The organism is Methylobacterium tarhaniae (assembly GCF_001043955.1).
Taxonomy (GTDB): Bacteria; Pseudomonadota; Alphaproteobacteria; order Rhizobiales; family Beijerinckiaceae; genus Methylobacterium; species Methylobacterium tarhaniae.
In genome coordinates this window covers 1-24,359 of record NZ_LABZ01000130.1, presented here as the reverse complement: position 1 = coordinate 24,359, position 24,359 = coordinate 1, and the positions used below count along the sequence as shown (strand labels likewise).

At 68.9% G+C, this 24,359-nt stretch carries 25 protein-coding genes; 8 read left to right on the top strand and 17 right to left on the bottom strand.

The window, feature by feature from the left end:
• Nucleotides 1–176: 176 nt before the first annotated feature.
• Nucleotides 177–464, top strand: a complete 288-nt coding sequence (locus VQ03_RS18840; RefSeq protein ID WP_048452432.1) for a BrnT family toxin — start codon at nucleotides 177–179, stop codon at nucleotides 462–464.
• Nucleotides 445–735 carry a BrnA antitoxin family protein gene (locus VQ03_RS18835; RefSeq protein ID WP_048452431.1) on the top strand — a complete coding sequence of 97 codons (291 nt, stop codon included), beginning with the start codon at nucleotides 445–447 and terminating at the stop codon, nucleotides 733–735. Before VQ03_RS18840 ends, VQ03_RS18835 begins: the two co-directional genes overlap by 20 nt.
• A gap of 7 nt (nucleotides 736–742) precedes the next feature.
• Here VQ03_RS18835 and VQ03_RS18830 read toward each other — a convergent pair whose 3' ends face one another.
• The 8 genes from VQ03_RS18830 to VQ03_RS18800 form a co-directional block, all read right to left on the bottom strand.
• Nucleotides 743–1,429, bottom strand: a complete 687-nt coding sequence (locus VQ03_RS18830) for an urease accessory protein UreF (RefSeq protein WP_245292131.1) — start codon at nucleotides 1,427–1,429, stop codon at nucleotides 743–745.
• Complete coding sequence (locus VQ03_RS18825; RefSeq protein WP_048452435.1) at nucleotides 1,422–1,931, bottom strand: urease accessory protein UreE; 510 nt, start codon at nucleotides 1,929–1,931, stop codon at nucleotides 1,422–1,424. The genes VQ03_RS18830 and VQ03_RS18825 overlap by 8 nt, the downstream gene beginning before the upstream one ends.
• Entirely contained in the window at nucleotides 1,928–2,338 is a 411-nt protein-coding gene (locus VQ03_RS31100; RefSeq protein ID WP_053078657.1) for a DUF29 family protein, read from the bottom strand. The genes VQ03_RS18825 and VQ03_RS31100 overlap by 4 nt, the downstream gene beginning before the upstream one ends.
• Complete coding sequence (locus VQ03_RS18815; protein ID WP_048452429.1) at nucleotides 2,335–2,778, bottom strand: DUF29 domain-containing protein; 444 nt, start codon at nucleotides 2,776–2,778, stop codon at nucleotides 2,335–2,337. Before VQ03_RS18815 ends, VQ03_RS31100 begins: the two co-directional genes overlap by 4 nt.
• Before the next feature lie 28 nt (nucleotides 2,779–2,806).
• The gene (ureC, locus tag VQ03_RS18810; RefSeq protein WP_048452428.1) at nucleotides 2,807–4,534 is read right to left on the bottom strand and encodes an urease subunit alpha; all 1,728 of its coding nucleotides are present in this window, start codon (nucleotides 4,532–4,534) and stop codon (nucleotides 2,807–2,809) included.
• Nucleotides 4,535–4,557: 23 nt separating this feature from the next.
• Nucleotides 4,558–6,009, bottom strand: coding sequence for a P-loop ATPase, Sll1717 family (locus VQ03_RS33150; RefSeq protein WP_157064166.1), 1,452 nt, complete (start codon nucleotides 6,007–6,009; stop codon nucleotides 4,558–4,560).
• A gap of 61 nt (nucleotides 6,010–6,070) precedes the next feature.
• Nucleotides 6,071–6,691 carry an urease subunit gamma gene (locus VQ03_RS18805; RefSeq protein ID WP_048452427.1) on the bottom strand — a complete coding sequence of 207 codons (621 nt, stop codon included), beginning with the start codon at nucleotides 6,689–6,691 and terminating at the stop codon, nucleotides 6,071–6,073.
• Nucleotides 6,692–6,787: 96 nt separating this feature from the next.
• Nucleotides 6,788–7,636 (bottom strand): urease accessory protein UreD, encoded by an 849-nt coding sequence (locus VQ03_RS18800; RefSeq protein WP_048452426.1) that lies wholly within the window; start codon nucleotides 7,634–7,636, stop codon nucleotides 6,788–6,790.
• Nucleotides 7,637–7,837: 201 nt separating this feature from the next.
• Between VQ03_RS18800 and VQ03_RS18795 the strand changes: the two genes are divergently transcribed.
• Nucleotides 7,838–9,166, top strand: coding sequence for an NAD(P)/FAD-dependent oxidoreductase (locus tag VQ03_RS18795; RefSeq protein WP_048452425.1), 1,329 nt, complete (start codon nucleotides 7,838–7,840; stop codon nucleotides 9,164–9,166).
• A gap of 172 nt (nucleotides 9,167–9,338) precedes the next feature.
• Nucleotides 9,339–9,812 carry a cupin domain-containing protein gene (locus VQ03_RS18790; RefSeq protein WP_048452424.1) on the top strand — a complete coding sequence of 158 codons (474 nt, stop codon included), beginning with the start codon at nucleotides 9,339–9,341 and terminating at the stop codon, nucleotides 9,810–9,812.
• A gap of 91 nt (nucleotides 9,813–9,903) precedes the next feature.
• Here the strand turns inward: VQ03_RS18790 and VQ03_RS18785 are convergent, their stop codons facing one another.
• From VQ03_RS18785 to ileS, 5 genes are all read right to left on the bottom strand, one after another.
• The gene (locus tag VQ03_RS18785) at nucleotides 9,904–11,208 is read right to left on the bottom strand and encodes a M16 family metallopeptidase (RefSeq protein ID WP_048452423.1); all 1,305 of its coding nucleotides are present in this window, start codon (nucleotides 11,206–11,208) and stop codon (nucleotides 9,904–9,906) included.
• Nucleotides 11,209–11,287: 79 nt separating this feature from the next.
• Nucleotides 11,288–12,661: a M16 family metallopeptidase gene (locus VQ03_RS18780; protein ID WP_245292130.1), complete on the bottom strand. Its 1,374-nt coding sequence runs from the start codon at nucleotides 12,659–12,661 to the stop codon at nucleotides 11,288–11,290.
• Between the two features lie 421 nt (nucleotides 12,662–13,082).
• Nucleotides 13,083–13,739: a hypothetical protein gene (locus VQ03_RS18775; protein WP_048452421.1), complete on the bottom strand. Its 657-nt coding sequence runs from the start codon at nucleotides 13,737–13,739 to the stop codon at nucleotides 13,083–13,085.
• Nucleotides 13,740–13,869: 130 nt separating this feature from the next.
• Nucleotides 13,870–14,367, bottom strand: a complete 498-nt coding sequence (gene lspA, locus VQ03_RS18770; protein ID WP_048452420.1) for a signal peptidase II — start codon at nucleotides 14,365–14,367, stop codon at nucleotides 13,870–13,872.
• Nucleotides 14,368–14,395: 28 nt separating this feature from the next.
• The gene (gene ileS, locus VQ03_RS18765; protein WP_048452419.1) at nucleotides 14,396–17,368 is read right to left on the bottom strand and encodes an isoleucine--tRNA ligase; all 2,973 of its coding nucleotides are present in this window, start codon (nucleotides 17,366–17,368) and stop codon (nucleotides 14,396–14,398) included.
• 329 nt (nucleotides 17,369–17,697) lie between these two features.
• Here ileS and VQ03_RS18760 point away from each other — a divergent pair, with 329 nt between their 5' ends.
• Complete coding sequence (locus VQ03_RS18760; RefSeq protein ID WP_048452418.1) at nucleotides 17,698–17,901, top strand: hypothetical protein; 204 nt, start codon at nucleotides 17,698–17,700, stop codon at nucleotides 17,899–17,901.
• Here VQ03_RS18760 and VQ03_RS18755 read toward each other — a convergent pair.
• Nucleotides 17,891–18,484, bottom strand: a complete 594-nt coding sequence (locus tag VQ03_RS18755; RefSeq protein ID WP_048452417.1) for a cadmium resistance transporter — start codon at nucleotides 18,482–18,484, stop codon at nucleotides 17,891–17,893. The two genes, VQ03_RS18760 and VQ03_RS18755, sit on opposite strands and share 11 nt — an antisense overlap.
• A gap of 80 nt (nucleotides 18,485–18,564) precedes the next feature.
• Here VQ03_RS18755 and VQ03_RS18750 point away from each other — a divergent pair, with 80 nt between their 5' ends.
• A complete protein-coding gene (locus tag VQ03_RS18750) occupies nucleotides 18,565–18,804 on the top strand; it encodes a hypothetical protein (protein ID WP_048452416.1) in 240 nt (79 codons plus the stop codon).
• Nucleotides 18,805–18,826: 22 nt separating this feature from the next.
• Here VQ03_RS18750 and VQ03_RS18745 read toward each other — a convergent pair whose 3' ends face one another.
• Nucleotides 18,827–19,822 carry a bifunctional riboflavin kinase/FAD synthetase gene (locus VQ03_RS18745; RefSeq protein WP_048452415.1) on the bottom strand — a complete coding sequence of 332 codons (996 nt, stop codon included), beginning with the start codon at nucleotides 19,820–19,822 and terminating at the stop codon, nucleotides 18,827–18,829.
• A gap of 252 nt (nucleotides 19,823–20,074) precedes the next feature.
• Between VQ03_RS18745 and VQ03_RS18740 the strand changes: the two genes are divergently transcribed.
• The gene (locus tag VQ03_RS18740) at nucleotides 20,075–20,458 is read left to right on the top strand and encodes a response regulator (protein WP_048452414.1); all 384 of its coding nucleotides are present in this window, start codon (nucleotides 20,075–20,077) and stop codon (nucleotides 20,456–20,458) included.
• 255 nt (nucleotides 20,459–20,713) lie between these two features.
• Nucleotides 20,714–21,253 carry a protein phosphatase CheZ gene (locus VQ03_RS18735; protein ID WP_048452433.1) on the top strand — a complete coding sequence of 180 codons (540 nt, stop codon included), beginning with the start codon at nucleotides 20,714–20,716 and terminating at the stop codon, nucleotides 21,251–21,253.
• Between the two features lie 235 nt (nucleotides 21,254–21,488).
• Here the strand turns inward: VQ03_RS18735 and VQ03_RS18730 are convergent, their stop codons facing one another.
• Both VQ03_RS18730 and ade read right to left on the bottom strand, forming a co-directional pair.
• Nucleotides 21,489–22,394: a TIGR01459 family HAD-type hydrolase gene (locus VQ03_RS18730; protein ID WP_048452413.1), complete on the bottom strand. Its 906-nt coding sequence runs from the start codon at nucleotides 22,392–22,394 to the stop codon at nucleotides 21,489–21,491.
• Between the two features lie 113 nt (nucleotides 22,395–22,507).
• A complete protein-coding gene (gene ade, locus VQ03_RS18725) occupies nucleotides 22,508–24,184 on the bottom strand; it encodes an adenine deaminase (RefSeq protein ID WP_048452412.1) in 1,677 nt (558 codons plus the stop codon).
• Between the last annotated feature and the right edge of the window lie 175 nt (nucleotides 24,185–24,359).

Genomic DNA, 24,359 nt, shown 5'->3' with positions numbered 1-24,359 from the left:
GTCCCGGGGGGAGCTGGGGTGCGGCATCGCGTGCGGGGCCGAGACATCCACGCTGGGCGACATCCACACCGAGCAGACGTCACGGCGATGCGCGGCATCTCCCTCCTTCGAGCGATCGGCATTCATTGACGTAAGGTTATGAAAGCTTACGATTTGAAAATGATCGGAGGCGAGGCGTGCGGTTCGAATGGGATCCTGCGAAAGCGCGCAGCAATATCGCCAAGCACGGCGTTTCCTTCGACGCCGCGATGGCGGTCTGGGACGACCCGCTTCACGTCATCGTGCCGGATCGCATCGAAGCGGGTGAGCAGCGCTGGCATGCGCTCGGGATGGTGGGGGCGGTGACGATTCTGGTCGTGGATCACACATATCCGGATCCGAACGACGATTATACCATCCGCATCATCGGAGCACGGCGCGCGACCATTCATGAAAGGAGGCGCTATGAGCAAGACGGTGCTTAGCGCGGAGGAACTGGAGCATTTGGCCGCTCTCGCAGCTCGGCCGGATCATGAGATCGACACGGACGATATCCCCGAGGCACCGGCCGAGAACTGGCGCTACGTGCGGCGAGGCCCGGGCCATCGCCCCGTGGAGCAGACGGTGACGCTCCGTCTCGATGGCGATGTCGTGTCCTGGTTCAAGCGGCAGGCCTCTGGCGAGGAGGAGTATCAGGCCGAAATCAACCGTGTGCTCCGCCACTACGTCGACGAGGCTGTGAAGCGCTCCGCTTGAAGCCCTCTCACGATCGAAAGATCCGCGTATATTGCGTCTCGTGCCGGAACGACCCGAGATCGAGGCGCAACGTCGCCGTCCCGGCATCGTCGAGGGGCAGATCCTGCACGGCCTGTGCCAGGGACGCGGCAAGCGGCATCAGGGCGGCGACCACCCGCGTGCCGGCGGTCTGGCCGACGGGGGCGAGGCGCAGGGACGCCGAGACGAGGTTCTGCAGGAAGGCCGCCAGATAGGCCGCCAGCATCGTGAAGCGGTCGAGCCCGCGGGCGCCGGAAGCCGCGCCGACCGCGACCGGGTAGGCGACCGGACCGTCGAGATGCGGCCCGAGCTCTGCCAGGCGAGGCGTATCCCAGGCAGCGCGCGTGGCGTCGAGGAACGAGCGGCCCTGCTGGCTGGTCTCCAGGTGCAGCTCCCGCGAGGGGCTCAAGCCCAGGGCGAGGTCGTTGACGGCGACCAGCGCCTCGGCGTCGCCCGCCAGGGCGGCCCGATGCGCGTGAGCCGCCAGGATCGCGTCGCTGCGGCCGGCGCCGTGCTCCAGCACGTCGGCGAGCCAGTCCCGCAAGGATGCCTCGTCGCGCACGTCGCCGGCCTCCACCGCCCATTCGAGCCCGTGCGAATAGGCGTAGGCGCCGACCGGATAGCCCGGCGAGAGCCAGGCCAGCAGCACCAGGGCGTCCGGGACCCGCTCAGCCATGGGAGTGGTCATGCGAATGGCCATGATGGTGATGATGCCCATGGGCATGGGCGTCATCATGGGCGTGCCCGCCCGCATAGGCGCCGCCCTCGGGCCGGAACGGCCGCTCCACCGGGGTCGCGGTGCCGCCCAGGCCCTCGACCATCGCGGCGAGGACGTGGTCATGGGCGATCCAGAGGACGTCCGGGCCGATCTCGGCCGGAATGTGCCGGTTGCCGATGTGCCAGATCAGCCGCTTGAGGGCGTGGTCGGTCGGCGCCCGGATCTCGAGCAGCTTCTCGGGCGCCGCCTCGACCCAGACCAGGCGCCCGTCCTCGAGCCGGAGCGCATCGCCGTCGTCGAGCACCACGGGCTCAGCCAAGTCGAGCAGGAAGGCGAGGCCGCCGACGCCCCGCATCGCCATGCGGCGGCGGTGCCGGTCGCCGGAATCGAGCACGATGCGGTCGACGATCTCGCCGGAGCCGAGGGCGTCGCGGCGGATGACGCGGGTGGCGCGGATCATCGCGCCGCCTCGCGCCGCCACCGGTCGGAGCCGCGGACCGCGTCGTCGCCGTGGGAGTCCGGCAGGAAGCCGTGCATCAGGATTTCCTCGTCGGTGAACGGGCAGGATTCCGGAAAGCTGTCGTCGAACAGCGCGCTCTCCGGCACGGCCCGGGCCTTGGCATCCGGATAGACCTCCGCCACCAGCCAGGGAAGCTCCGGCCGCAGGCTCGGGCACTCGTCGAGGCGGGACGCGACCAGCCGGCGCCGCCGATCGATCGTGATCGCCCTGCCGTCGCAGCGCAGGTCGACCTCGGCGATGTGAGCGTGATCGATCGCCTCGACCTCGCCCGCCGCGAGGCAGGCCTGTTCCTCGGCCGAGGCGCTCAAGTCCGTCGAGAACAGGTCGCGTCGTTCCGTCTCGTTCACGGCTCGAAGTCCGGATCGAGCGAGAACGGCAGGAGCGGCGGAAACAGTCGCGGATCGAGCCGCGTCTCACCAGCGGCATCCCGCACGGCGTCCCGGTAGGTCTCGTCGAGGATCGCTGCCGGATAGGCGCGCCGGCTCGGGTTGCGGGCGATCAGGCGCGCGATGGCCGCGCGCTGCGCCTTCAGGTCATCGCGCCGGCTCGGCGTCGCCCGCTGCGATTGCGCCCGGCACTTCAGCAGGTGGACGGGCAGCACGCATAGGTGGGATTCGAGCGCCGTGCGCTGGCGGCGGCCCACGCTCGCCACCTCGTCGGGCAGGTTGGTGATATCGAGATGCGCGAGATCGCGGGTCGCGAGGGCCTGGGCCCGCTCCCGCGTCCAGCGGAGGAAATCCGTGTCGCAGGTGCCGGTATTCGGTGCCTGCTCGGCGAGGTTGGGCATGGCGGGCCCTCCTGCCCGGCAGGATCGCTCAGAACAGGAAGTAGCGCTGCGCCATCGGCAGCACCTCGGCGGGCTCGCAGACCAGCAACTCGCCGTCGGCACGGACGTCGTAGGTCTCGGGATCCACCTCGATCACCGGCGTGGCGTCGTTGTGGATCATGCTCTTCTTCGAGATGCCACCGCGCACGTTCTCGACCGCGACCAACTCCTTCATCACCCCGAGCGTCTCGCGAAGCCCCGCCTCGATCGCGGCCTTCGACACGAAGGTGAGCGCCGTCGTCGCCGGGACCCGGCCGAAGGCGCCGAACATCGGGCGGTAATGCACCGGCTGCGGTGTCGGGATCGAGGCGTTGGGGTCGCCCATCGGCGCCGCCGCGATGGCGCCGCCCTTGAGGATCAGGTCCGGCTTCACCCCGAAGAAAGCCGGCGACCACAGCACGAGATCCGCGAGCTTGCCGGGCTCGACCGAGCCGATATGGCGCGAGATCCCGTGGGCGATGGCCGGGTTGATCGTGTACTTGGCGACGTAGCGCTTGGCCCGCGCGTTGTCGTTGCCGGAGGAGTCCCCCGGCAGCGCCCCGCGCTGGCGCTTCATCTTGTCGGCGGTCTGCCAGGTGCGGATGATGACCTCGCCGACCCGGCCCATCGCCTGGCTGTCCGACGACATCATCGAGAGCGCGCCGATGTCGTGCAGGATGTCCTCGGCGGCGATCGTCTCCTTGCGGATCCGGCTCTCGGCGAAGGCGAGGTCTTCCGGGATCGACGGGTCGAGGTGGTGGCACACCATCAGCATGTCGAGATGCTCGTCGATGGTGTTGCGGGTGAAGGGCCGCGTCGGGTTGGTGGAGGAGGGCAGCACGTTGGGCAGCCCCGCCACCTTGATGATGTCCGGCGCGTGGCCGCCGCCCGCTCCTTCCGTGTGGAAGGCGTGGATGGTGCGGCCCTTGAAGGCCGCGATCGTGTCCTCGACGAAGCCCGATTCGTTGAGCGTGTCGGTGTGGATCATCACCTGGATGTCGTGGGCATCGGCCACCGACAGGCAGCAATCGATCGCCGCTGGCGTCGTGCCCCAATCCTCGTGCAGCTTCAGCGCGCAGGCGCCGGCCCGGATCATCTCCTCCAGGCTGTCGGGCTTCGAGGCGTTGCCCTTGCCGGCAAACGCCAGGTTCATCGGGAAGGCATCCGCCGCCTCGATCATCCGGGCGATGTGCCAGGGGCCGGGCGTGCAGGTGGTGGCGAAGGTGCCGTGGGCCGGGCCCGTCCCGCCGCCCAGCATGGTGGTGATTCCGGAATTCAGCGCCTCGTCGATCTGCTGCGGGCAGATGAAGTGGATGTGGCTGTCGAAGCCGCCGGCGGTGAGGATCTTGCCTTCGCCCGCGATCACCTCCGTGCCCGGACCGACCACGATGGTGACGCCGTCCTGGATGTCCGGGTTGCCGGCCTTGCCGAGGGCCGCGATGCGGCCCCCTCTGAGACCGACATCGCATTTCACGATGCCCCAATGGTCCAGCACCACCGCGTTGGTGATGACGGTGTCGACGGCGCCGCCGGCGTTGCTGGCCTGGCTCTGCCCCATCCCGTCGCGGATCACCTTGCCGCCGCCGAACTTCACCTCCTCGCCGTAGCGGGTGTGGTCCTGCTCGACCTCGATGACGAGCGAGGTGTCGGCGAGGCGGATGCGGTCGCCCTTGGTCGGCCCGAACATCGCCGCGTAGGCGGAGCGGGGGAAGCTGGCGGGCTTGGGGGTGTTGGACATTTTAAATCATCCGTCTGGCTGTATTACTGCCGTGTTTCGCGTAATTTTGCGTATTCCTTCAGTCCGAGATGCACCTTGAAGCGTGATGCCGCGTTGTCCCAGCCAACTTCCGGCTCAATGTATTGAAAAGACCACGATGATCCACCATATCCACTGCGTTTCTCATATCCAATAACCGAAAATCTATATAATATTCTCAGGGCTTCTTCTGATGTAATGAAGTTGGAGTTTGACTTGCGTCTGTCATATTCCCTAACAAAATCACTGCGGTCAAAAGTGATAGTGCTAATGGCTGAGCATGCTTGCAATGCTTCATCCCATTGGGGCCAGTGATGTCGAATTTCGTCATCGAGTTCGTTTTCAAGATAAGTTGAATAGTCGTCTCTGGAATTAACAATATCTTTATTTGTGAAATACAAAGGATCAACAGATCGCCGCTTCGCTTCTGTGAGAGAAGCGTTCAAAAAGCGAATCACATCTCTTGGTCTAAGAAATGTTCTAGCTAAAATATGATTCCATTTGGTTTGAGATCCTCTCATAAGATCATTTTCCGCTATATCATCCCATTTCGCGTCTTCGGAGAGTTTTGCTCGAAGTCGTGTCTCGACTAAATCGAGAAGGCTCTCGATCTTCCAGCTTAGATTAAGAGTCAAAGTTTGGCTAATTTTGTTTTTATCAGAGAATTGCAATTCGTCCCACAAGTCCGTCCTTAAGTAAACTATAGGATTTATGGCAACGCCTTCTTTGTCGCACTCGCGTTTAACTTCCCGTGCAGCGAGGACGAGCCCGATCAGCATTTGCTTGCGTGACTCATCAAGTGTGGACAGGCCTTGATCAAGCTCGTCAAAGTGGATACTTATCAATCCTAGTCCGGCCTCTTGAATGACATGCACAATGCTTGCAAATAAGGCTCGCGCTAAGGCATTTAACTCAAGGCCAAGTTGATAATCTTTTTCCGTCCGTTCTAGATCTAGCGAGCCTAACTGGTTGCCCATAATAGAAGGTTGAACGGAAAGCTTTCCTAGTTTTAGTTTTCTGGGTCTGAGAATGTCACCAAGATCAGGCGAGGATCCTCCGTAGTTTTCTTGCAAAAATTCTTTTATTCCTTTGGCGTGCATGCTATGAGTAATGCGTGGATGGCTTAATATTAGCGATGCAATCTCAATAAAAATAATATAACGCCACGAAGAAACGTATGCTTCTATCTCAGAAGCGCCTCTGTCTTTTATTTTTGCATGAAGAGCCCAAGGGTATCCCCTAAGATTAAGGGATTTTGCAAAATTATTCGGCTTTTTATTTCCTTCAGTTAAAAAACGAACTATAGCGGTTTTGCCTGTTCCTTTTCTTCCAAGTACGAGAAATGCGCGACTTGATTGAATTTCACTCACAACATTCGTTGCAAGAAAGTAATCTAATACAGCGTCGTCTTCTGCGGCAACATCTCCAAAGCTGCTCAAATTTTGTAGCGACAACATGCTAAATTCCTTTGTCAATTTTTTGATCCAGCGCAATTCAAAATCGGCCGGCGACGATAAATTATAAGCTCCCCATCACGTCACCCCGGAACCCGTAGACCGCGCGCCCGCCGCCCATCGGGATCAGCACCACCTCCCGCGTCGAGCCCGGCTCGAAGCGGACGGCGGTGCCGGGTGCGATGTCGAGGCGCTGGCCGCGGGCCTTGTCGCGGTCGAAGCGGAGCGCCGGGTTGACCTCGAAGAAATGGTAATGCGAGCCGACCTGGATCGGCCGGTCGCCGGTATTGGCGACCTCGATCACCGTGCGGGGAAGCCCCTCGTTGAACACGATCTCGCCGTCCGGCGTGGTCACCTCGCCCGGCACGTCGGTGGCGGGGGTGCCGCGGATCGGGTGGTGGACGGTGACGAGCTTGGTGCCGTCCGGGAAGGTCGCCTCGACCTGGATGTCGTGGATCATCTCCGGCACCCCCTCCATCACTTGGTCGGCGGTGAGAACTTGCGCGCCGAGCCGCATCAGCTCGGCCACGGTGCGGCCGTCGCGGGCGCCCTCGACCACGAAGTCGGTGATCAGCGCTATCGCCTCGGGATGGTTGAGCTTCACGCCCCGGGACAGACGGTTGCGGGCCACCATCGCCGCCATGGCGACGAGGAGCTTGTCCTTCTCGCGGGGGGTCAGCAGCACGGGCGGGTCCTCACGGTCGGGGTCGCCCCATCCTTCGCCGAAGCTTGGGCGCGAGGCAAGTTCGCGACGGACGCGAGCAAGATCCGAGCCGGTCGCTCAGGTCTGCCACACCCGTGGCAGCGGCCTCCCGCGGAACCCCTCCAGGATCCGCGCGGCCGCGAGGCGCAGGGGGCCGATCTCCCGGCCGAGCAGGCGCAGCACCAGCATCCCGTTCCAGGCGCTCGCCCCGGCCTCGATCGACAGGGCCTCGCAGCCCGACGCCGCGATCAGCTCGCGGGCCTGGTCGAGGCGGCTCTCCGCATCGGGGGCGAGGTGGAGCAGGGTCGCCATCGCCCGGGCGCCGCCGGCGATCGCGCGCCTCGCCAGCATCTCCGAGATGTCGGCCTCCAGCCGGAACGTGTCGGCGTAGGTCAGCCGCCCGCCCCGGCGCAGGCGCCAGGAATCGGTGAGCGCGCCGTTCCGCATCACCTCGCCCGTGGCGGCGCGGCCGAAGACCAGGGCCTCGAACAGGGTGAGCCGTGCATCCGCGGCGATCTCGGCGGAAAAGCTGCGGGCGAGCCGCGCGCCGTCGAACAGGATCGTCTCCTGCGGCAGCCAGGCGAGGGCGGCCTGCGCTTCGAGGGTCAGCGCCACGTCGAGCCGCGTCACCGGCCCGTCCGAGCGGTAGATCTTCTCCGCCGCGGTCGTGGTGAGCACGAGGTCCGAGCCCGGCGCCAGCCGCGCCTCGACGGTGAAGCGGTCGCCGCAGGCGATGCCGCCGGCGCTGTTGAGCAGCACCGCCTCCATCGGGCCGGGCTCCGGCCGCGGCAGGCGCAGGCGCAAGGGGCCGGATTCGGCGAGGTCGGAGATGCGCGTGGCGCCGCCCGGCATCCGGGCCACCGCGAGCGCGACATGGCCGATCGAGCGCTGGCGGCGGAGGGCGTCGGGGACGGGGGAATGCTGCATGAGAGGCCGGTGACGGGCGCGGGACCGCCCTTGCGCCCACGCTTAGACCGCGCCGGTGCCCCGGCAGGCAAGCCCTCCGGTGAAGCCCGATGATGCCGGCGGGAGGACCGGCGCTTGGCAGAATATGCCGCCGGGTGCGGGCTCTCCGGATTCTTCACCCGGCGCCCCCTGCTAGGCTCCCCCCGTCAACGGGAGCCCACGATGCCTGCACCTCTCCTCCACATCGAGACCACCCCGGACCTGCCGGCCTCCGCCGAGGTCGTGGTGATCGGCGGCGGCGTGGTCGGCACCTTCACGGCCTATTACCTGGCGCGCCGCGGCGTCAGCGCGGCGCTGGTCGAGAAGGGCCGCATCGGGGCCGAGCAGTCGAGCCGCAACTGGGGCTGGTGCCGGCAGCAGAACCGCGACGCCCGCGAACTGCCGATGGCGACGAAGAGCCTCGACCTCTGGGACCGCCTGAAGGCCGAGATCGGCGAGGATCCGGGCTTCCGCCGCTGCGGCCTGCTCTACCTCAGCAACGACGAGGCCGAGATCGAGCGCTGGGCGAAGTGGCGCGACTTCGCCGCCGGCGAGGGCGTGATCACGCACGTGCTCAGCGCGGCGGAAGCGCGCGAGCACGGCAAGGCCACCGGGCGCGACTGGAAGGGCGGGGTGTTCTCGCCGACCGACGGCATCGCCGACACCTCCCGGGCGGTGCCGGTCGCCGCGCTCGGCGTGATGAAGGCCGGCGGCACCGTGCACCAGTTCTGCGCCGCCCGCGGCCTCGAACTCGAGGGCGGCCGGGTCTGCGGCGTCGTCACCGAGAAGGGCACCATCCGCACCCGCAAGGTGGTGATGGCCGGCGGTGCCTGGGCGTCGTCCTTCGTTCGCCAGCTCGGCATCCGCTTCCCGCAATCGGCGGTGCGCCAGTCGATCATGGCGGTGGGTCCCAACGTCGCCGGCCTGCCGGACGCGGTCTACACCGCGGGCGTCTCGCTGACGCGCCGCGGCGAGAGCGGTGGCTACAACCTGGCGATTAGTGGCCGCGCCCGCGTCGATCCCACCCCGCAGCAGATTCTGTTCGCCCGCGAATTCGTGCCGATGTTCGCCCGGCGCTGGCGCTTCCTGGCGCCCGGCGGCACCCAGGGCTGGCGCAGCGGGCATGAGGGCGTGAAGAAGTGGCGCCTCGACCAGCCGACGCCGATGGAGCGCATGCGCATCCTCGATCCGCGCCCCGACGCGAAGCTCGTCGCCGAGACCCGTCGGCGGGCGCTCGACATGTTCCCGGCCCTGCGCGGCACCGCGATGACCGCCTCCTGGGCCGGCTACGTCGACTCGACGCCGGACGGCGTGCCGGGCATCGGCGAGGTGACGGGCGTGCCCGGCCTCGTCCTGGCGGCGGGGTTCTCCGGCCACGGCTTCGGCATTGGCCCGGGCGCCGGCCACCTCATCGCCGACATCGTCTCCGGCGCCGACCCGATCGTCGATCCCAAGCCCTACCATCCGGACCGGTTCGGGTCCTCGGCCTGGGGGAAAGTGGCGGAGTTCTAGAGAGGCGTCTGCTTGACGGCACAGAGTAGAGCGTAGTTCCCCTCTCCCAAACGGGGGAGGGGATCCCGCGTCCTTCATCGATGCAGGTGAGTTCGGCGGGGTGTCGATGATTTCGTGTGCCCCTTACGCCGGATGTGCGTAGGCTCCGCTCTATCCACGCGGAGGTCGCGCCATGTCATCTGACGCCCTGTCATCTGACGCCCTGTCACCCGAAGCCACCTCGCCGGAAGGCACCTGCCGGGTCGTGCGCCCCGGCTCCGCCATCGTCGGCAAGCAGGCGCTGACCTACGCCCCGGCGGTCTCGGCCGAGTCGGTGGGATCGAAGGGGCTGCACATGCAGCTCGTCACCCTGCCGCCGGGGGCGCGGGCGAAGGCCCACCTGCACGAGGCGCACGAGACGGCCTTGCACGTGCTGTCGGGGGTCGCCGGCACCTGGTACGGCCCTCGGCTGGAGCACCACCTCTGGAGCCGCGCCGGCGATTTCGTCTACATCCCGGCCGGGGTGCCGCACCTGCCCTACAATGCCAGCCGCACCGAAACCTGCACCGCCGTGATCGCCCGCACCGATCCGAACGAGCAGGAGAGCGTGGTTCTGCTGCCGGACCTGGATGGCTTACGGCCGCCGGAGGGGGACGTGATGGCTTAGGGGCGAGTTCGCCCGCTCTTCCCATCAACAATCTCAGGATGAGATCTCGGGATGGGAGGGAGCGGGGATCGATCCGCCGCCCCCGTTCACCTCACATCGCCGTCGGCCGTCCGGCCGCCACCACCAGCAGCTTGCCATCCCCGAGGGTCCGGGCCGCGGCGCGGCGGATGTCGGCTTGCGTCACCGCCCCGATCAGGCCGTTGCGGCGGGCGATGTAGTCGATGCCCAATCCCTCGAAGGCGATCTGGACCAGCTGGTGGGCGATCTTGGTCGAGGTGTCGAAGCCGAGCGCGTAGGAGCCGGTGAGATAGTCCTTGGCCTTCTGCAACTCGTCGTCGGAGGGTCCGTCGCTGGTCAGGCGGGCGATCTCGTCGGCGATCACCGTCAGGCACTCGGCGACGCGCTCGTTCTTGGTGGCGGTGTAACCCCAGGTCATCGAGGCGGCGCGGTGGCTCACCAGCGAGGTGCCGACCGAATAGGCAAGCCCGCGCTTCTCGCGCACCTCCTGGAACAGCCGCGAGGTGAAGGCGCCGCCGCCCAGGATGTGGTTGAGCACGTAGGCCGGGATGAAGTCCGGATCGCGCCACGGCACGCCATCGGTGCCGAAGCGCAGGACCGATTGCGGCACGTCGAGATCGACGACGAGGCGGCGGCCGAGGCCCGCGATCCGGGTCGCCGGCACCACGGTCAGTTCGCCACCCTCCGGCAGAGCGCCGAAGGCGGCGTCGAGGGCGCGCAGCAGCGCTTCCTCGCCGATGGCGCCGACCGCCGCGACCTTCACCCGGCCGCGGGCGAGGAGCCGGCGATGCATCGCCACGAGGTCGTCGCGGGTGATCGACGACACGCTCTCGATCGTGCCGGAGGAGGGCCGGCCGTAGGGATGGCCCGGATAGGCCTCGGAGAAGAAGCGGCGCGAGGCCATCACGCCGGGGTCGTTCTGCTGATAGCGCAGCCCGGCCAGCATCTGCGCCCGCACGCGCTCGATCGCCGCCTGGTCGAAACGGGGCTGGGTGAGGGCCAGGGCCAGAAGCTCGATCGCCTCGTCGGCGTGCTTGACCAGCATCTTGAGGGAGCCGCCGATGGCGTCCGGCCCGGCATGGAAGCTCAGCTCGATCGCGCGGGCGGCCAGGCGCTCCTGGAAGGCGTCGGAATCGTGCGGGCCGGCGCCTTCGTCGAGGAGGCGCGCCAGCATCTGGGCGGTGCCGGCCTTGCCCTCGGGATCCTGCGCGGCGCCGCCCTCGAAGGTGAAGGCGAGCGCGATCAGCGGGACGATCGGCGACTCGACGTGCCAAGCCTCGATGCCGTGGGCCGAGAGGACGGGGCGCGCCTGGGTCGGGGACGAGGAGGAGGACGCCGTGACGGCGGTGCTGCGGGAGACGGCGTCGGCCGGGGTCATGAGGACCTCTTGTTGTGTCTTAGAAGAAGAAGGTCCGCCCGGCGGCGTGGTCGCCCCGGGCGGTCTTGAGGTCTCGGGTTCAGGCCGCCGTCGCCGAAGCCGAAGCATCCCGGCCCTTGGTCAGGTAGCCGGTGACCGAGCGGGCCGGCGCCAGGTAGCGCTCGGCCACCGCCGCGAGGCGGGAGGCCTGCACCGCCTCGATCTCGGAGGGCCAGCGCCGCACCTCCTCGATGCTCTCGCCGATGGCGAGCGCCGAGCCGAAGATGCGGGCGAGCGACGACTGGCTGTCGGAGGAATAGACGGTCTCGGCGACGAGCCGGGTCTTCGCCCGCTCGATCGCGCTGGCGGACAGAGCCTCGGACGGGGCGCGGGCGAGCGCCCGGTCGAGGGCTTCCTCCAGCTTTTCCAGGCTCACGCCCTCCGCCGGCACGGCGTAGACCGAGAAGCGGGTGTCGTCGATCGCCGAGCCCATGTACCAGGCGCCGGCATTCACCGCGACGCCCTGCTCCAGCACCAGGCTACGGTAGAGGTAGGAGGTCGGCCCGCCGCCCAGAACCTCGGCCAGCAGCTCCAGGGCGTGGCTCTCGCCGTCGCGGGCGGTCATGCAGGAGGGGGTGAGGTAGAGCCGCTGCAGGGTCGGTTGCTCGACCTTCGGGTCGGCGACGCTGAGGCGGCGCGCCGCCCGCGGCTCCGGCTCCCGCGGCCGCACCCGCTGCGGCCGGGCGCCCCGGGGCGAAACCAGGCCGTACGTATCGTCGGCGAGCCGCCGGACCTCGTCGGCGGTCACGTCGCCGGCCACCACCAGGATGGCGTTCTCCGGGGTGTAGAAGCGGCGGTAATAGTCGAGGGCGTGGGTGCGGTTCAGCTCCTCGATCTCGTGCATCCAGCCGATGATCGGGATGCCGTAGGGGTGGTGCACGAAGAGCGAGGCCGCCATCGCCTCGGAGAGCTGGGCCGCCGGGTCGGTCTCGACCCGCATCCGGCGCTCCTCCAGCACCACGTCGCGCTCCGGCGCCACCACGGCGTCGTCGAGGATCAGGCCGGTCATCCGGTCCGCCTCGAAGCTCATCATGGTCTTGAGGTTGTCGCGGGCGACGCGCTGGAAATAGGCGGTGTAGTCGAACGACGTGAAGGCGTTCTCCTGGCCCCCCAAGCTCGACACAGCCTTCGAGAAGGCGCCGACCGGATGAGCCTCGGTGCCCTTGAACATCAGGTGCTCGAGGAAGTGGGCGATGCCGGACTGGCCGAGCGGATCATCCGCCGAGCCGTTGCGGTACCAGACCATGTGGGTGACGACGGGAGCGCGGTGGTCGGGCACCACCACTACGTCGAGGCCGTTGTCGAGCACGAAGGACGCCACGTCCGGACCACCTGCCTCCGCTCGGCCGAAGGGCGCCGCGTCGGTGCGCAGGGTGGCGCTGACGGGGCAGACGAGGCCGGGGGCGGGGCGCATCCTGTATGGGGACATCCTGATCTACCTTAGCCGGGCGGCCGGACGGGCCACCCGTGTTGGATCGTGAACCGGCTCACTTAAAAGAGGCTTGCGGCTCATGCGAGTCACGGGCCAGCGGGTGTCCGAGCCGGCCGGCGGGCCGGCCACCGGGGTCGCTGGCCGTTAGAGACCCTGTTCTAGAGCATTTTGTGGCAGGAGGGACCCGAGAACTGCGGAGAAATGCACTCCACGCAGATCGGACCCGTTATGGCCCAGTTGAAGCGTGAATGGATATTCATCCGAAGCTTGGCCTTCCTGCTGCCAGGGCGGTCCTTGGGGAAATCCGGGCCGCAGCCCTGCGTGCCGAGCGGGTCTCGACCATGCAAAACCCCGGGCCGCTGGGGCGGCCCGGGGTGGGGAACTCACGACGATCTCGGAAACGTTACTGGCGCGAGCGCAGATAGGCGCCGGGATCGGCCTGCTCGCGGTCGCTGATCATCCCGTTCGGGCCGCGCTCGGTGCGGGCGAGCTTGCCGTTCGGCGGCTTGCGGTAGCCGGTCGGCGGCTCGGTCAGCGAATCGCGGGACGGCTCGACGTCGGGAAGGTTCGCGTCGTCGTCCTTCTTGCCGGCGAGGAGCTGCATCGGGTTGAGCCAGAACGACTCCTTGACGTTGTCGCCGGGCTTGTAGGTCGGCTCCGTCGTCATGCTGGCGCCCTCGCGCCGGCCGGCCCGCATCTCCTGGATCGGCAGGGTCGCGTTGTTGTCGCTCATCCGGCCGCCATAGCCGCGGGTGATCGGCTTGCGGTCCTCGGCGGCGCGGCGGTCGCGGGCCGCGGTCTCGGGATCGGTCGGCCATTGCGGGTTGGCCTCGCGCACCGCGCGGCGGTCCACCGGCGGGGGCAGGGCGGCCTTGTCCATCTTCGGCGGTAGCACCAGGGGCGCGCGCTCGCGATAGGTGATGGTCGGCCGCTCGGGCTCGATCAGGCCGATCGACGAGAGGGCGTTCTTCATCGCCACCCCCTCCTGGGCCTGCGCGCCGCAAGAGACCGTGAGGCCCGCGACCGTCACCGCGGCGAGTATCGTGCGCTTGTCGAGCATGCTGGCCCCTTGCCTGTTCCGCCCCGTGGTTACCAGCTTGGGTGGTGGCGGTTTCGGGCGAAGGTATGGCGTGGCCTTGGGCCGGCGCAACGCCGGGGGCGGGCGTTGCGCCCGCGACACACAGGGGATTTCAGGTCCGCTCGCCCGTTGCCGGGGTGCGGCGGCGCTCCAGCACCAGCCCGTCATAGAGCAGCCCGACCACGCCGAAGACGATGCCGGCATCCGCCACGTTGAACACGTACCAGGACCAGGCGCCGGCATGCAGGTGGACGAAGTCGAACACCGCTCCGTAGGCGGCGCGGTCGATGGCGTTGCCGATCGCCCCGCCGACGATGAGCCCGAGAGAGCCGGCGAGCCAGCGGCTGCCGGCCCGCGCCATCCACACCGAGAGCGCGACGGAGGCCGCCAGGGACACCGCCACCAGAACCCAGCGTCCGAGCGCAGAATCCTGCTGGAACAGCCCGTAGGAGACGCCGCGGTTCCACACCACGATCAGCTGCGCGAAGGGCGCGAGCACCACCGGCTCGCGCAGCGGCAGGTCGGCCACGAACAGCAGGCCGAGCTTCGTCGCCTGGTCGAGGACCAGGGTGACGAGCGCGACCAGCAACCCGAAGGGGAGGGGACGCATCACTTACTCCTCGCCCTTTCCTCGCCCTTTATTCGGCGGCCTTGGCGTGGAGCGCGTCCCACTCGCGCAAGGCCTGGGCGTCGCGGGGCGTCACGTCCGGATAGTCCGGATCGCTGCCGACGCTTCCCAGCACCTTCCACGAGCGGGCGCATTTGCGCCCGTCTGCCAGCGCCGGCACCACCGCCACGCCCTTGACCTCGTCGAGCCGGAAGGCGTCGCCCGGTCCCTCGCCGGCCTCGACCACGATACCGGAGGTGATGCAGACCTCCGCGAAGTCGATGCCCTCCAGGCTCGCCAGCAGGTCCGGATCGGCCACGAAGACCATCGGCGCCGCCTCCAGGCTCGCGCCGATGCGCTTGGCGGCACGCTCGATCTCGAGAGCGCCCGTCACCACCCGGCGCACCCGGCGGATCTTGGCCCAGCGTTTCGCCAGCGCCTCGTCGCGCCAGGAGGCCGGCGTCTCCGGCAGGGTCTCGGTATGGACTGAAGCAGTCTCGGAGGGATAGCGCGCGAGCCAGGCCTCTTCCGCCGTGAAGGCGAGGACCGGGGCGAGCCAGACCGTGACCCGCTTGAACACCTCGTCGACCACCGTGAGCGAGGCCCGCCGGGTCTGCGACGAGATCGGATCGCAGTAGAGCGCGTCCTTGCGCACGTCGAAGTAGAACGACGACAGGTCGCCGGTCATGAAGCCGTTCAGCAAAGCGACCACGCGCTTCGTATCGAAGGTGCGGAAGGCGTCGCGGATCTCGGCATCGAGCTCGGCGAGGCGGTGCAGGATGAAACGCTCCAGCTCCGGCATCGCCTCGGGGGCGACGCGATCCTCGGGCCGATGATGGGCCAGCGTGCCCAGCATCCAGCGCAGCGAGTTGCGCAGCTTGCGGTAGGTCTCCGAGAAGGTCTTGATGATCTCCGGGCCGATGCGCAGGTCGTCGGTATAGTCCGAGGCCGCCACCCACAGCCGCAGGATGTCGGCGCCCGAACCCTTGATCACGTCCTGGGGCGCGACGACGTTGCCCTTCGACTTCGACATCTTCTCCCCCTTGGGGTCGAGGACGAAGCCGTGGGTCAGCACCACGTCGTAGGGCGCACGGTCGCGGGTGCCGCAGGATTCGAGCAGCGAGGAGTGGAACCAGCCGCGGTGCTGGTCCGAGCCCTCGAGATACATCACCGTATCGTCACCGCCGTCGCGGCGGCGGCGGATGCCCGCGAGACCCGGGAAGGCTTCCGGATCGTCCAGGGTGAAGGCGTGGGTCGAGCCGGAATCGAACCAGACGTCGAGGACGTCGGTCACCTTCTCGTAGGCCGCCGGGTCGTGCTCGGGCGCCAGGAACCGCGCGCCGTCGGCATCGGTGAACCAGGCATCGGCCCCCTCCGCCACGAAGGCGGCGTGGATGCGGGCATTGACCGTCTCGTCGCGCAGGATCTCGCCGGTCTCGCGGTGGACGAAGACCGTGATCGGCACGCCCCAGGCGCGCTGGCGCGACACCACCCAGTCCGGGCGGTTGGCGATCATGCCGGTGATGCGGTTCTGCCCCTGCGGCGGCACCCACTGGGTGACGGCGATCTCGCGCAACGCCACGTCGCGCAGGGTGGCGCCGTTCAGGGTCTCGACTGGCTTGTCGAGGGCGATGAACCACTGCGGCGTGTTGCGGAAGATGACCGGCTTCTTCGAGCGCCAGGAATGGGGATAGCTGTGCTTGAGCGTGCCGCGGCCGACCAAGGTCCCGGCGGCGGTCAGCGCGGCGATCACCGCCTTGTTGGCGTTGCCCTTCTGGCCCTTCTCGTCGAGGACGCGGGTGCCGGTGAGGCCGGGCGCGGCCTCGGTCAGCACGCCGTCGGCATCGACCGTGTAGGGGATCGCCGTCTCGATGCCGCGCTCACGGAGCTGGCGGCCATTGGCCATCCAGACCTCGAAATCCTCGCGGCCGTGGCTCGGGGCGGTGTGGACGAAGCCGGTGCCGGCCTCGTCGGTGACGTGCTCGCCCTCCAGCATCGGCACGGCGTGGCCGTAGCCGTCGTTCCAGGAGGCGAGCGGATGCACCAGCGTCAGGCCGGCGAGCGCCTCGGGGGTGACGTCGCTCAGTCGCTCGTAGGATTCGACGCGCGCTGCCTTGAAGACGTCGCCCGCCAGTTTGTCAGCAACAACGTAACGAACACCAGGTTGAGACCAGTTCTCTTGAGGAGCAGCAACGACACGATACAGTCCGTAAGACACTTTTTTGGAGTAGGCGACGGCCCGGTTGGCCGGGATCGTCCAGGGAGTGGTGGTCCAGATGACGACGCGCGCGCCCATCAGATCCGGGGCGGTCTTCGCCTCGACGACTGGGAAGGCGGCCCAGATGGTGTCGCTGACGTGGTCCTCGTACTCGACCTCGGCCTCGGCGAGCGCCGTCTTCTCGACCACCGACCACATCACCGGCTTCGAGCCGCGATAGAGCTGGCCGGTGGTGGCGAAGGTCATCAGCTCGCGGGCGATCGCGGCCTCGGCCGGGTAGGCCATGGTCAGGTAGGGATGGTCCCAGTCGCCGGTGACGCCGAGGCGCTTGAATTCTTCCCGCTGCACCGACAGCCAGTGCTCGGCGAAGGCCCGGCACTCGCGCCGGAACTCGACCACCGGCACCTCGTCCTTGTTGCGGCCGGCGGCGCGGTACTGCTCCTCGATCTTCCACTCGATCGGCAGGCCGTGGCAATCCCAGCCCGGGACGTAGTTGGCGTCGTGCCCGAGCGACCCTTGCGTGCGGACGACGATGTCCTTCAGGATCTTGTTGAGCGCCGTGCCGATATGGATGTGGCCGTTGGCGTAGGGCGGGCCGTCATGCAGCACGAATTTCGGCCGCCCGGCCGCCGCCTCGCGAATGCGGGCATAGAGGTTCGTGCGTGCCCAGCGCTCCAGGATCTCCGGCTCGCGCTGCGGCAGGCCGGCCCGCATCGGGAACTCGGTGACCGGAAGGAACAGGGTCTCGGAATAGTCGCGCCCGGCGGCGGGTTTAGGCTCGGTCATGGGGAGTTCAAAGGCTCGTCTGACGGGCACCAAGCCGGCACGAGCCGACCCGGGCCTTGAGGGAATCGCGGCGGAAACGGCAGCAACCCGGCCTTCCGCGCGGCCGCGAGCGGCCCTCAGGCGGAAGCCGGGCTCGTAATTCGCCGGATGGCGACGCAGCGCGGGTGCGATTCGGTCATCCGGCGCTTCTAGCAGCGGCAGGCGGGCGGGGGAAGCGGGGTGATGCGGTCGAGCGGCCGCAGACGATCCGCCCATGGGGCGATGCATGGTCCCGTTGCGGAAGGCTTGGCCTCGTCGTCGGCGCTTCAAAGGGCCTGATCACCGTGACCATGATGCCGGCCACCACGCTCGTTCGTCTCACGACGCTCGGTCCCGAGGTCGAGGCTCTGCGCGGGGGGGCGGAAGGGCATTTCCGGGTCGTGCGCCTGCGTGCGGCCTCGCCGGAAGCCGCGACGTTCTACCGGTTCCTCGGCTTCGCGGATACCACCGAGCCGGATGCCACGCACTCCATCCCCGTGACGCCTACCCGGTGACCCACGACAGCGTCCCCGCCTCGACCAGCACCATCGCGCCGATCCCGATCAGCACGAACGGCGTCGCGACCCGGCCGATCCGGCGGATCGGGGCGCCCAAGGCGGGATGGTGCACGAGCCAGTGGGCGAAGCCGAGCCAGAGCGCCACCATGACGGCGAAGACGGCGAGGACCAGGACCAGCCGGGGCGCGGCGCTGGTGGCGAAGACCGGCGTGTAGATGCCGATATTGTCGCCGCCATTGGCGATGGTGACGCCCGCCACCGCCAGCACCTTGCCGAGTGAGGCGGGTTCGCTCGCCGCCTCGTCCCCGTCGTCGGACCGCAGGGCGAGGAGGCGGCGCGTCCCGAGGACGATGGGGAGGAGCCCGAGCAGGCCGAACCAGACGGGAGCGACGACCAGGGACAGGAGCGAGCCGGCGAGCGAGGCCAGGACCAGGGCGGACAGGCCGAGATACTGGCCGATGGCGACCTGACGCAGGCGGTAGCGCGGATCGGAGAAGAAGCCGACCAGCACGAAGAGGTCGTCGAGATTGGTCGAGGCGAACAGGGTGATCGCCAGGCTCACGCTGGTCAGGTTTTCCATGCTCGTCCTGACCGCGGGATCGGAACGGGGTGCGGCGTCGCGCGGTTGACGAATGGGATCATCGAAACCGGGAGGCCGCCATGCGGATCCTGCTCTCCGCCCTCGCGCTCACCGCGTTCCTGACCGCCCCGGTCGTCGCGCGGGACGTGCGGTCGCCACCGCGGCCGGTGCCGGAGGATGTCGACGCCACCGGCTCCGTCACGCCCACGGACCCGCTGCTGATCCCCGACGAGGATGGTCGCACCCAGCGGCGGGCGAAGCGCCCGCGCGGGCGGGACGCCGACACCGAGGCACCGATCCGCGAGTTCATCCCGGAGTGACCCGCTCCTCACGCCGGCCGGATCAGCCCAGCATCGAGGGGGTACGGTCCTCGGCCAGCCTCTGCTTCGCCTCGGCCGCGTCCGCGTGCATCTGCACGACCAGGGCCTCGGCGCTGTCGAAGCGCGCCTCGCCGCGGATGAAGCCGACGAACTCGACCGCGATGCGCTGGCCGTAGAGGTCGCCGGCGAAGTCGAACAGGTAGGTCTCGAGGAGCGGCGCGCCGTCGTCGAAGGTCGGGCGGCGGCCGTAGCTCGCGACGCCGTCGCGCACCCCGCCATCGGCGAGGCGGGCGCGCACCGCGTAGATGCCGTGGGCGAGCGCGCAGGCGCCGAGCGCCACGTTGGCGGTCGGGAAGCCGAGGGTGCGGCCGCGCTTGTCGCCGTGGCGCACCTCGCCCTCGACGAACCAGCGATAGCCGAGGAGGTGGTTGGCCTTGGCCACGTCGCCGGCTTCGAGCGCCGCCCGGATCGCGCTCGACGAGACCGGCGCCTCGCCGCCGCCCGCCGCCACGGGCGGCACGATCCGGCAGGCCAGCCCGTTCTCGGCGCAGAGCGCCTCCAGCATCGCGGGCGTGCCCTCGCGGCCGCGGCCGAAATGGAAGTCGTGCCCGATCACCACGCCCGACAGGCCGAGCTCGCCCTTGAGGGTGTCGGCCACGAAGGCGGCGGCGCCGGTGCCGGCCAGGCCTGCATCGAACCGGCGCACGAAGGCGCCGTCGACGCCGAGGCGGCGCAGCACCGCGAGCTTCTCGCCCTCGCCGGTGAGGCGGAACATCGTCGTGTCGGGAGAGAAAAAGGCCCGGGGATGCGGCTCGAAGGTGAGGACGGCGCTCGGCCGGCCGAGGGCGCCGGCCATCTCCCGCACCGCCGCGATCAGGGCCCGGTGACCCTGGTGGATGCCGTCGAAATTCCCGAGCGCCGCGACCGCACCGCTTAAGCTCTCCGGCACCGGCTCGCCGTCGCGGTGGACGGGGAAGGGCGATGCGACGGGGCGCGGGGCAGTCTCGTCGCGCGGCATGCGGGTCCTTGGCTGACGGGGCGGGGGCTCGAAGGCGGCCGGACCCTGTCGAAATCCGCCCCGTGGGTCAAGCCGCCTGCGCGCGCGGCCTTGCGCGCGAGGCGGGAGGGCTGCCGGCGGGTTAACCCCTTCTCAAGGGGGCCGGAGCTACAAGCTGAGGACAGAAGCACCGCCCGGTGCTTCCCCTGTTGATCCAAGCGGGATTTCGTCGCGCACGGGGATGCGTCGCGCCCGCGAACGGAGCCGTAAGCCATGGCACTCGACCTCGGCATGCCGATCCTCGTGGTGGATGACTACCAGACGATGGTCCGCATCATCCGCAACCTGCTGAAGCAGCTCGGCTTCGAGGATGTCGACGACGCGTCGGACGGCACCGGCGCGCTGGCGAAGCTGAAGACGAAGAAGTACGGGCTCGTGATCTCCGACTGGAACATGGAGCCGATGACCGGTTACGAGCTGCTGCGCCACGTCCGGGCCGACGACGCCCTGCGCACCACGCCGTTCATCATGGTCACCGCCGAGTCGAAGACCGAGAACGTCATCGCCGCCAAGAAGGCCGGCGTGAACAACTACATCGTCAAGCCCTTCAACGCCCAGACGCTGAAGACCAAGATCGAGGCAGTCTGCGGCGCGTGATCCCGCCGGCTCGGTGACGAGGCGGCGTTTCTCGGGCGCGGGATCCGTGCGGGCCGAGGCCGACAGGCCGAGCCGCACCCCCCGCGCCGGATCGCCGGACCGGGAACCGAAGCACGGGATGTCCGATCTCAGGATGCCCGAACTCCGGACACTCGGTCCGAGGACAATCAATTCGCGGGGAGCGATCACGTGCTCAGGCAGATGACGGCGGGGCCGCGATCCGTCCTCAACCGGCTGCTGGGAGGCCAGGCGCCCATGGCTTGCGCATCGAAGGCCGAACCCGCTGGCCCGGCTGGCCCGACGATCCCAGTGAACGAGCTGCTCGAGATCGCCGACTACATCACCAAGCTCAAGCGGGGCATCGCGGCGCTGAGAGCGCAGGAGCTCACCCGCGACCGCATCCCGATGGCCCATGACGAGCTCGGCAGCGTCGTCGCCGCCACGGCCAGCGCCACCAACCGGATCATGGAATCCGCCGAGGCGATGCTGGAGATCAAGGCCAAGACGCTCGAAGAGTACCGCAGCCAGGTCGAGGCCCATATCGGCGACATCTTCGAGGCCTGCACCTTCCAGGACATTACCGGCCAGCGCATCTCCAAGGTGGTGGACGCCCTGGGCCAGCTCGAGAAGCGCCTGTCGCAATTCTCCACCGTGGTGAACGTGCGCGACGGCGAGGCCGAGCACGATCCGGAGGAGGCCCGCCGCAAGGCCCGGGCCGAGAAGCTGCTGCTCAACGGCCCGCAGCTGAAGGGGCCGGCGACGCCGCAGGACGCGATCGACGCCCTGTTCTCCTGAAGGAAAACCGACTTGCGCTTGCGACCGGGATGCGGTCGGCGCACCCGCTTCCCGTGCGCGGCCTGCACCGACGGCCAAGGATGCTGACGCCTCGTTTCGATCCCGGGCAAGCCCGAGATCGACGAGGCCGTCGATCCATCTCGAATCGTCGATGCCAAGCCCGGACGTCCGTGACCTTGGGATTTGCGACGATTCGAGAGCGAAGCCGCAGGCCGTTTTCTCTCGACCGTCGGTCTTACCAGCGCAGCAGGTCGATCACGCCGTCCGGGTGCACGGCCTGAGCTTCGAGCCAGTGAGCGATATCGCCGAGCGGCGCGCCCGCCGCCACCCCGAGTTCCTCGGCGTGGATGCCGCGCGCCACCAGCAGCGCGGCGATGCCGAAGGCCCGCGCGCCGGCGACGTCGGTGCGGATCGCGTCGCCGATGGCGAGCACACGGTCCCGGGGGAGGGGGGCGCCACCGTCGAGTGCCTCTGCCGTCGCGAGCACCGCCTCGTAGACCGGGACGTGCGGCTTGCCGGCATAGACGACGCGCCCGCCCATCTCCTCGTACAGCGCCGCGATGGCGCCGGCGCAGGGGATCAGCCGCTCGCCGCGCTCGACCACCAGGTCGGGATTGGCGCAGATCAGCGTCACGCCCCGGCCCGCCCAGGGTTCGAGCCGGGCGCGATAATCCGCGGCCGTCTCGGTCTCGTCGTCGAGGAGCCCGGTGACGACCACGTGGGCGGCCTCGTCCGGCCCGCCGCGGGCGAGGTCGAGCCCGTCGAAGATCGGCAGGTCGCGGTCGGGTCCGAGATGGTGCACCGGCGCGCCCGCCCGCTCCGCCAGCAGCCGGCGGGTGAGGTCGCCCGAAGTGACGATCGCGTCGTAGGCGCTGCGCGGGACCCCGAAGCCGTCGAGCTGCGCCTGCACGGCGCTGCCCGGGCGCGGCGCGTTCGAGAGCAGCACGACCCGGCGCGGCCGCTCGCCCGGCTGGGCGCGAAACCGCGTCAGCGCCTCGCCCGCCGCCCGGTGGGCGTGGACGCCGTCATGCAGCACACCCCAGACGTCGCACAGGATCAGGTCGAAACCTGCGGCGATCCCCGCGATCCCGTCCAGGATCGCCACCTCGCCCGGATGCGCCGCGCGCACCATCTCGGCCATGCCGTTCTCCTCTTGCTGCATCGCAGCAGAAAGCCCTCCCGGGCTTATAGGTGGGCGAGGCTGAACGCAACATCGTTCGTGAAATCGTTTACAGGCGTCGGGCGCCGAGTCCGCTAGATCAGCGCCATCCGGTCGACGTCGACGAGGCCGCGATCGGTGATCTTCAGGTGTGGGATCACCGGCAGCGGCAGGAAGGCGACCTGCAGGAACGGCTCGGGCAGGGTGCAGCCGAGCCGGCGGGCGGCCGCGCGGAGCGGCGGCAGGGCGTCGCGCACCGCCTCGAAGGACCAGTCGCTCATCAATCCTGCGATCGGCAGCGCCAGCTCGGCCAGGATGCCGCTCTCGTCGGCGACCACGAAGCCGCCCTGCAGGTCGATCAGCCGGTTGATGGCCCGCGCCATCGCTTCGGGATCGGCGCCGACGACGCAGAGGTTGTGGCTGTCATGCCCGACCGAGGAGGCGATGGCGCCGCGCCGGAGCCCGAAGCCCTGCACCGGGCCGCGGCCGATGCTGCGCGTGCCGTGGCGCGCCACCACCGCGACCATCGTCACGTCCTGGGCGAGGTCCGGCAGGCCGGAGAGGGTCAGCCTCCGGTGCTCGGTGATGATGCGGCCCGGCACGACGCCGATCACCGAGGTCTCGCCCGCGGGCGGCGGCACGGCGAGGTCGGCGGCGGAGACCGGCTCGGCCCGCACGCTGTTGCGTCCCGGCGGCGGCGTGACGCGCCGGGTGGCGAACAGGGCCTCGTCGACGAGCCGGCCGGCCGAGATCACGGCGGAGACCGCGCAGGTGTCGAGATCGTCGAGGAGCACGATGTCGGCCCGCTTGCCCGGCGCGATCATCCCGCGATCCGTGAGCCCGAAGGCGGTGGCGGCGCTGAGCGAGGCGGCGCGGTAGGCGGCGAGCGGCGGCACGCCGAGGGCGATCGCCGTGCGGATCAGGTGATCGAGATGGCCCTCCTCGGCGATGTCGAGGGGGTTACGGTCGTCGGTGCAGAAGGCGAGGAACGGCGCGGTCCGCTCGGTCAGGAGCGGGGCCAGCGCGTGCAGGTCCTTCGAGACCGAGCCCTCGCGGATCAGCACCGTCATGCCCTTGCGGATCTTCTCCAGCGCCTCGTCCGCGCCCGTCGCCTCGTGGTCGGTGCGGATGCCGGCCGCCGCATAGGCGTTGAGCGCCGTCCCGGACAGCAGCGGCGCGTGGCCGTCGATGTGGCGTCCGGCGAAGGCCGCGAGCTTGGCGAGGCAGCCGGGATCGGCCGCGACCACGCCGGGGAAGTTCATGAACTCGGCCAGGCCCAGCGAGCGGGGATGGTCGCGGTAGGGCAGGAGGTCGGCGGCTGCGATCCGGGCGCCGGCGCTCTCCAGGTCCGTCGCCGGCACGCAGGACGACAGCTGGACCCGGATGTCCATCACGGTCTCGCCCGCGGCCGCCAGCGCGTAGTCGAAGGCCGCGGTGCCGAGCACGTTGGCGATCTCGTGCGGGTCCCAGATCGCCGTGGTGACGCCGTGGGGCAGGACGCAGCGGTCGAATTCGTGCGGGGTGATCAGGGAGGATTCGACGTGCAGGTGGGTGTCGATGAAGCCCGGGACCGCGATGCGCCCCCGCGCCTCGATCACCCGTGCGCCCTCATAGGCCCCGTAGGTCCCCACCACCGTGTCGCCGCAGACCGCGATGTCGGTCTCCACCAGTTCGCCGGTGACGAGGTCGAGGAGCCGGGCGCCGCGGATCACCAGGTCGGCGGGGTCGCGGCCCGCGCCTTGCGCGATCCGGCGGGCGATGGGGTCCGACATCGAGGGCCTTTCTGATGCGAGGAGCCCCGATGCTAAGCCGAAGGGATGGACGCCGCTACCGCTTCGTCACCCGTCACACGGCCGAGTCGTCACACTGCTCTGCGCAACACGTCCCGGAAGGCGCGCCGCACCGGCGGCGGCGGCGTGTCGTCCGCCGGCGGGGGCGGTTCGGGTG